Genomic DNA, 6,338 nt, shown 5'->3' with positions numbered 1-6,338 from the left:
TGGACGAGACCGCGCTGGCGGCCGATTCGATGTCCGCCACGATCGGCGCGATCCGCGAGGACACCAAGAGCGTTACCAGCGAGATCGACACGCTGCAGCACGACGTGACCGAAGTCGACGACCGGTTGCACCAGCTCCGCCATGCGGCGGACAGCTTCTCGAGCGCGGTCGCCGCCTGAACGGTCGAGTCTCCCGCCTTGCCGGAGACGGGTCGTCTGTGTCACCGCTGCGGCGATGTTCCGGTCCTTCTCCTGCGCCGCTCCGCTCTTGATCCTCGGCGTTCCGCCTGCCTGGGCGCAGCAGGAGGATGGGCAACTCTGGGAACAGGTCAACGTGGTCGCCCCGATCACGCCGACCGTGCGTCTCACCCTCGAGCAGATCGCGCGCGGCAGCGACCGGCAGGGCGGCATCTACACGACGGAATATGGCGGCATCCTGGGCTGGCAGATCGCCAAGGGCGTCGAGATCGGTGCCGGCTATCGGCGCGTCGGCTTCCACAACCGCAATCTCGCCGCCGACGAGGATCGGCTTCGCCAGCACATCGTGGTGACCAGCGGGCGTTTCGCGGGACGCCTGCGACTCGACGAGCGGCTGAGCACGGTCGGCCGGGGCATCGGGCTGCGGTTGCGGCCGCTGCTGCGCTACAACCTGCCGCTAGGCCGCCCGCGGCTGGCGCTGTTCGCCAGCCATGAGAGCTTCCTGCTGCTCAACACCACCAGCTGGGGCCAGCGCGCCGGCTATGAGCGGATGCGCAACATCCTCGGGCTGGCGGTGCCCTTCGGCAAGGGCGTGAACGCCGATATCGGCTATCTCAACCAGTATCGCCTCGCGCGGAACGGTGCACGGGCGCAGATGGACCATGCGCTGAGCGTGCAGCTGACGGTCAATCTCGGCGTGCTCGGCATCGCGCCGCTTCACGACTGAGCCGCCGGGCGCCCCTCAGCCTAGCGTGCGGCGATAGAAGGCCAGCGTGATCGCCATCGAGTGGAGGAACAACGCCGGATCATAGCGCGGCCCCTCGTCGCGCAGGAAGGCGTGCTGGGCGTTCAGCTCGTGCCACTCATAGGCGATGCCGTGCGCCTCCAGCCCGGCGCGGATCGCCTCGCGCCCGGCAAAGGGAATGTGCGGATCCTGCCGCCCCCAGACGAACAGCATCTCGGCGTTGAGATCTGCCATCCGCGCGAGGCTGTCATCGGCCTTGCCTTCGCCCAGCGTGCCCGAATGGATGTCGGTCGGGTAGAAGCATGCCGCCGCCGAGACGCGCGGATCGAGCGCGGCGCGATAGGCGAGGTGCCCGCCCAGGCACACCCCGAAGCTGCCGAGCCGGCCATTGCACGCCGGATGCGCGGCGAGCGCGGTGAGCGTGGCGGCGGCATCGGCGTCGAAGGCGGCGACGGGCTTGGTGAACTTCAGCGCATTGCCGCGATCGGTGCCGGCGGGATCATAGGCGAGCACCGTGCCGGCCGGTTCGTACTCATGATAGACCTCGGGCACCGCCACCACATAGCCGTTTCCCGCCAGCATCGCCGCCAGCCGCCGGATGGGCGCGGTGACCTGGTAGATCTCGGAATAGAGGACGAGGCCGGGGAAGGTCCCTTCCACCGCAGGGCGGAACCAGTGGATCCGCATCGCGCCGCTGCCGGGAATGTCGACATCCGTGGTTTCGTCGCTGCGCAAGATCATCGGGGGCTCCTCCTGGTCCGGTCGCGCGGCCCTAGCGCCGATAGGGGCGGATGGGGAAGGGGCGCCGGTCAAACGTTTGCGACGGGGGCATGAGCGTGGACCGAAGTTTAGGAAGTTCAGGCTCCCGACGCATTGGCTTGGGTGATCGTCGAAGCTTGTTCTGGACCGCGAAGCGTGTCGCTTCGCGATCGGCTGGTCGTCATAAAGCAGGTTCAAAGAGCGGCCGACCGGAAAGCTGCAACCTCGGAACATATGGGAAACATTGCTGCGGTTGCAAGCGTGCAGCTGGGCCACGCCGGATCGCCGCATATGTCCGACGTTGGTGGGAAGCGGCCGTTCACGGCACCTCGATGTCCTGTTCGGTGCCGGGTGGATGCTCCTGCAACGTCATCAGCCATCCGCTAGACTCTCTATGTAAGTCGATCTCAAACGTCGGCCCATCGCCGCCACTGTTCATGTACCAGCAGCGCACCCGGTCTCCTTCAACAGCGAGGAACTGGATGAAGTTCATGTCAACGTAGGAGCCGATCCGCTCCGCGACCGCCTCGGCGATGTCGAGAGCGCCGATGCGCGGGATACAAGTCATGCCCTATCCTATGACTGCTAATGGGATTGGAAAAGCCATCTCTAATGTCTGCCGTTGGGCGAGAGGAGCCTTGCACCCTCGTGTGGGAGATACCTACGGGGTGACGCGCCCGCGCGCTCGCGCTAGGGCATCGCCCATGACCACCCATATCCTCCTCACCGGCAGCAGCCGGGGCATCGGCGCGGCGACGGCGGTGCTGCTGGGCGACGATGCGCGCGTGAAGCTCGTCGGCCAGGGCACGCGCAGCGGCATTCCCGCCGACTTCACCGATCCCGCCGCACCGCAAGCGCTCTGGCAGCAGGCCCTCGACGCGCTCGACGGCCGGATCGACGTGCTGATCAACAATGCCGGCATCTTCGAGGCCAATCCGCTCGATGCCGAGCACGACGACTGGGTCGAGGGCTGGGAGCGCACGATGCGCGTCAACCTCACCGCCTCGGCCGAGCTGTGCCGGCTCGCCGTGCGCCACTGGCAGGACAGCGGTACCGGCGGCCGGATCGTCAACGTCGCCAGCCGCGCCGCCTATCGCGGCGACAGCCCGGCGCACTGGCATTATGCCGCCTCCAAGGCGGGCATGGTCGGCATGACCAAGTCGATCGCGCGCGGCTATGCGGGCGAGGGCATCCTCGCCTTCGCGATCTGCCCCGGCTTCACCATGACCGGCATGGCCGAGGACTATCTGGCCAGCCGCGGCGGCGACAAGCTGCTGGCCGACATCCCGCTCGGCCGCGTCGCGAGCCCGGAGGAGATCGCCGCCATCGCCAAATTCTGCGCGCTCGATGCGCCCCCCTCGATGACCGGCGCGGTCCTCGACGCCAATGGAGCCAGCTATGTCCGCTGAGATCGACAGCTGGAAGGTCAGCCTGCCCTGCACCCGCGCCGAGGCCGAGGCGATCGACGCGGGCACGATCGAGATCGACGCCGTGCTGATGACCACCGAGACGGTGGAGGACGATGTCGAGCATTGGCGGCTGGACGCCTATTTCGAGAACGAGCCCGATGCGGCGATACTGGCGGTGCTCAAGGCGCTGGTGCCGAGCGCGGGCGGCGTGGAGCCGGAGGTCGAGGCGCTGACCGCGCAGGACTGGGTGACGCTCAGCCAGGAAGGGCTGGAGCCGATCCGCGAGGGGCGCTTCGTCGTCCATACCAGCGCGCATCCCGCCGAGGCGCCGGAAGGGGGTCGCGCGTTCCTGATCGATGCCGGCCGGGCGTTCGGCACCGGGCATCATGCGACGACCTCAGGCTGCCTGGCGATGCTCGACGGGATGGCGGACCGGCAGTTCGCCAACATCATCGACGTCGGCACCGGCACCGGGCTGCTCGCCTTTGCCGGGGCGCATCTCTGGCCGGACGCTCGGGTGATGGCGACCGACATCGACCCGGCCGCGGTGGACGTGACGCGCGAGAATGCGGTTTCGAACGGGATCGACGGCGTCGAGCTGATCGTGGCGGACGGTGCGCTTTCGGACGCGATCACGGCCAAGGCGCCCTACGACCTCGTCATCGCCAATATCCTGGCGGGGCCGCTGGTATCGATGGCGCCCGAACTCGCCGCGATCGCCGCGCCGAACGCGACGATCGTGCTGGCGGGGCTGCTGGAGACGCAGCGGGCGCAGGTGGTGGAGGCGTTCGAGGCGTGCGGCTGCGCGCTGGAGGCGATCGACCGTCGCGGCGACTGGACGATCCTGCGGCTGGCAGCGGGCGCGACGCGCTACGTGCCGGTTACCCCGCCCGATCCCAAGGGCCGCGACGGCTGGGCGCTGGATATCTGATCGCCGCCGGCGCCCTGTGGCCCGTCATTCCGGCTTCCGCCGGGATGACGGCCGGAGGGGCGTCGCCGCGCCTCAGCCCCGGTGCCGGCTGACGTAGCGCAGGATATCCTCCGGCGTGCGGAACAGCGCATCGGGCGCCATGTTGATCAGCAGATCCTCGGCGGCATAGCCCCACAGCACCGAACCGGCGCGCATGCCGACTTCGCGGGCGGCATCCACATCGCGGGTCTCGTCGCCGATCGCCAGCGCGGCGTCAGGCGTCACGCCCATCTTGCGAAGCACCCGGCGGAACTTCGGCGCCTTGCCGAACAGCGAGGAGCCGCAGGCATAGCAGTGAATCTTGGCGGCATGGCGCGGCCCCAGGATCCTGCGCGCATTCTCCTCCGAGTTGGAGGTGACCAGCGCCAGCTTCACGCCGGTCTCGACCAGCCGGTCGAGCAGGTTGGGGGTGCCGGGAAACAGTTCGATCCGGTGGGCGTCGCGGCGCACCAGCTTGCGGACATAGCGGGCGATCCACGGCATCTTCCAGCGCGCGATGCCGAGGAACTCGATCACCTCGCGCGAGCTCTTGCGGCGGAGCAGCTCGACTTCGTCCGGCGCGATCTTGCGGAAGCGGAACCGTTCGGCGAGGTCGTTGGCAACGGAGACGAACCAGTCGCCGCTGTCGGACAAGGTGCCGTCGAAATCAAAGATGACGAGGTCGAGAGGCCGGGTCGCGATGGCGCCCGTGTCAGCCATGTCCGCTACCAGTTCCATGCATCCGGCACTCCGCCCCGTTGCCCAGCTCGATTTGTACGGTGCTGTGCTCGATCCGGAAATCATGCGCCAGCAGTTGCTGAAGATGAAGCAGAAATGCGTCACCTGGATGACCATCGGGCATGACCAGATGCGCGGTCAGCGCGGCTTCGGTGGTGCTCATCGGCCAGATATGGAGATCGTGGACGCGGGCGACACCGGGCTGGGCGAGCAGCGTACGCTCCACGGTGGCCAGGTCGATCCGGTCCGGCACGGCCTGCAGGACCATGGTGAGCGATTCGCGGAGCAGCCCCCAGGTGCCGATCAGGATCACGGCAACGACCAGCAGGCTGATCGCCGGATCGATCCAGCGCAGGCCCGTCCACCAGATCAGCGCCCCGGCGACCACCACCGCCGCCGACACGCCGGCATCGGCGGCCATGTGGAGATAGGCGCCGCGGATGTTGATGTCGTGGTCGCGGCCGCGGGCGAAGAGCAGGGCGGTGCCCAGGTTCACGACGATGCCCGCGCCCGCCACCAGCATCACCGGGATGGGGGCGACGGCGGGGGGATCGGCAAGGCGCTGGATCGCCTCGAGCAGGATCGCGCCGATCGCGATCAGCAGCAGCAGTGCGTTGGCCAGCGCGGCGAGGATCGAGGAGGCCCCCAGGCCATAGGTGAAGCGCGGCGTGGCGGGGCGCTTGCCCAGTTCCGCACCGACCCAGGCGATCAGCAGGCCGAGCACGTCGGAGAGATTATGGCCGGCATCCGCCAGCAGCGCCATCGATCCGGTCCAGATGCCTGCACCGCCCTCGATCAGCACGAAGCCGATGTTGAGCGCCGTGCCGATCGCGAAGGCACGGCCGAAATCCGCGGGCGCGTGGCTGTGGCCATGCCCGTGCGAATGTGAATGGCCATGCCCATGTGCGTGATTTCCCGACATGCCGCATCACCTAGCGGGCCTTCCCCATGTGATGCTAGCCCATTGCGGCGAACGTTGCGTGCGGGCTGGATCGATCTGTCCGCGCCCCCGGGGAAGCAAGGGCAGGGCGCGGGTGCGGTCAGCGGCGCTTGCGCTTGCCGTCCATCATGTTGAACGCGGGCGGGCGGATCGTCACCAGCTCGCTGCGTTCGATCACGCCGTCCTTGTTCTTGTCGAACCGGGTCCAGATCTGCGCGAAGCGATCCTGCAGTTCGCCCCAGCTCACCTTGTTGTCGCCGTCGCGGTCGAGCTCGAACGGGCTTGGCAGGGTGTTGCGGTCGCCCATCCAGCGCAGCGACCAGTCCGAATAGGCGATGTAGCCGAGCCCGCCGCTGTGGCTGGTATCGGCGCTGTCGAAGCTGCGCTTCAGTCCCGCGTCGAACTCGGCGCGAGTCACGCGGGCATCGCCGTCGCTGTCCAACCCTGCGATCAGCAGCGCGACGGGCTCGGCGATCACCGTCGCCTGGGGCTGGGCGGCGGGTGCGCCGGGGACGATCGGCGGCTGGGCAACGCGCTCCTGCGCGGCTGCGGGCAGGGCGGCAGTGCAGGCGGCGAGCAGCAGGAAGAGGCGCATCGGATT

At 68.3% G+C, this 6,338-nt stretch carries 8 protein-coding genes; 3 read left to right on the top strand and 5 right to left on the bottom strand.

The genetic code is table 11. The features are described from left to right. The first annotated feature begins 234 nt into the window (after positions 1-234). Positions 235-924, top strand: a complete 690-nt coding sequence (locus KK7_RS0109765; RefSeq protein ID WP_010544461.1) for a DUF2490 domain-containing protein — start codon at positions 235-237, stop codon at positions 922-924. 15 nt (positions 925-939) lie between these two features. On the opposite strand, the gene KK7_RS0109760 is transcribed toward KK7_RS0109765, so the two are convergent. Together KK7_RS0109760 and KK7_RS0109755 are read right to left on the bottom strand one after the other, a co-directional pair. Then, positions 940-1,683: a dienelactone hydrolase family protein gene (locus KK7_RS0109760; RefSeq protein WP_010544460.1), complete on the bottom strand. Its 744-nt coding sequence runs from the start codon at positions 1,681-1,683 to the stop codon at positions 940-942. Positions 1,684-2,020: 337 nt separating this feature from the next. Next, complete coding sequence (locus KK7_RS0109755; protein WP_010544459.1) at positions 2,021-2,269, bottom strand: hypothetical protein; 249 nt, start codon at positions 2,267-2,269, stop codon at positions 2,021-2,023. 136 nt (positions 2,270-2,405) lie between these two features. Between KK7_RS0109755 and KK7_RS0109750 the strand changes: the two genes are divergently transcribed. Next, entirely contained in the window at positions 2,406-3,110 is a 705-nt protein-coding gene (locus KK7_RS0109750; protein ID WP_010544458.1) for an SDR family NAD(P)-dependent oxidoreductase, read from the top strand. Then, the gene (locus KK7_RS0109745) at positions 3,100-4,041 is read left to right on the top strand and encodes a 50S ribosomal protein L11 methyltransferase (RefSeq protein ID WP_010544457.1); all 942 of its coding nucleotides are present in this window, start codon (positions 3,100-3,102) and stop codon (positions 4,039-4,041) included. Before KK7_RS0109750 ends, KK7_RS0109745 begins: the two co-directional genes overlap by 11 nt. Before the next feature lie 72 nt (positions 4,042-4,113). Here KK7_RS0109745 and KK7_RS0109740 read toward each other — a convergent pair whose 3' ends face one another. The 3 genes from KK7_RS0109740 to KK7_RS0109730 form a co-directional block, all read right to left on the bottom strand. Then, a complete protein-coding gene (locus KK7_RS0109740; RefSeq protein WP_010544456.1) occupies positions 4,114-4,779 on the bottom strand; it encodes an HAD hydrolase-like protein in 666 nt (221 codons plus the stop codon). Continuing rightward, positions 4,772-5,719, bottom strand: a complete 948-nt coding sequence (locus KK7_RS0109735; RefSeq protein WP_010544455.1) for a cation diffusion facilitator family transporter — start codon at positions 5,717-5,719, stop codon at positions 4,772-4,774. Before KK7_RS0109735 ends, KK7_RS0109740 begins: the two co-directional genes overlap by 8 nt. Positions 5,720-5,837: 118 nt before the next feature. Then, positions 5,838-6,332, bottom strand: a complete 495-nt coding sequence (locus KK7_RS0109730; RefSeq protein WP_010544454.1) for an EF-hand domain-containing protein — start codon at positions 6,330-6,332, stop codon at positions 5,838-5,840. Positions 6,333-6,338: the final 6 nt, after the last annotated feature.

The organism is Sphingomonas elodea ATCC 31461, assembly GCF_000226955.1.
GTDB lineage: Bacteria > Pseudomonadota > Alphaproteobacteria > Sphingomonadales > Sphingomonadaceae > Sphingomonas > Sphingomonas elodea.
The sequence above is the reverse complement of the archived record's forward strand: the minus strand, read 5'-3'. Positions and strand labels throughout refer to the sequence as shown.

What these genes read in the sequence shown, in the direction of transcription:
- KK7_RS0109765 (WP_010544461.1), top strand. Translation starts at nt 235, where the DNA reads ATGTTCCGGTCCTTCTCCTGCGCCGCTCCGCTCTTGATCCTCGGCGTT.
- KK7_RS0109760 (WP_010544460.1), bottom strand. Translation starts at nt 1,683, where the DNA reads ATGATCTTGCGCAGCGACGAAACCACGGATGTCGACATTCCCGGCAGC.
- KK7_RS0109740 (WP_010544456.1), bottom strand. Translation starts at nt 4,779, where the DNA reads ATGGCTGACACGGGCGCCATCGCGACCCGGCCTCTCGACCTCGTCATC.
- KK7_RS0109730 (WP_010544454.1), bottom strand. Translation starts at nt 6,332, where the DNA reads ATGCGCCTCTTCCTGCTGCTCGCCGCCTGCACTGCCGCCCTGCCCGCA.
- KK7_RS0109745 (WP_010544457.1), top strand. Translation starts at nt 3,100, where the DNA reads ATGTCCGCTGAGATCGACAGCTGGAAGGTCAGCCTGCCCTGCACCCGC.
- KK7_RS0109750 (WP_010544458.1), top strand. Translation starts at nt 2,406, where the DNA reads ATGACCACCCATATCCTCCTCACCGGCAGCAGCCGGGGCATCGGCGCG.
- KK7_RS0109755 (WP_010544459.1), bottom strand. Translation starts at nt 2,269, where the DNA reads ATGACTTGTATCCCGCGCATCGGCGCTCTCGACATCGCCGAGGCGGTC.
- KK7_RS0109735 (WP_010544455.1), bottom strand. Translation starts at nt 5,719, where the DNA reads ATGTCGGGAAATCACGCACATGGGCATGGCCATTCACATTCGCACGGG.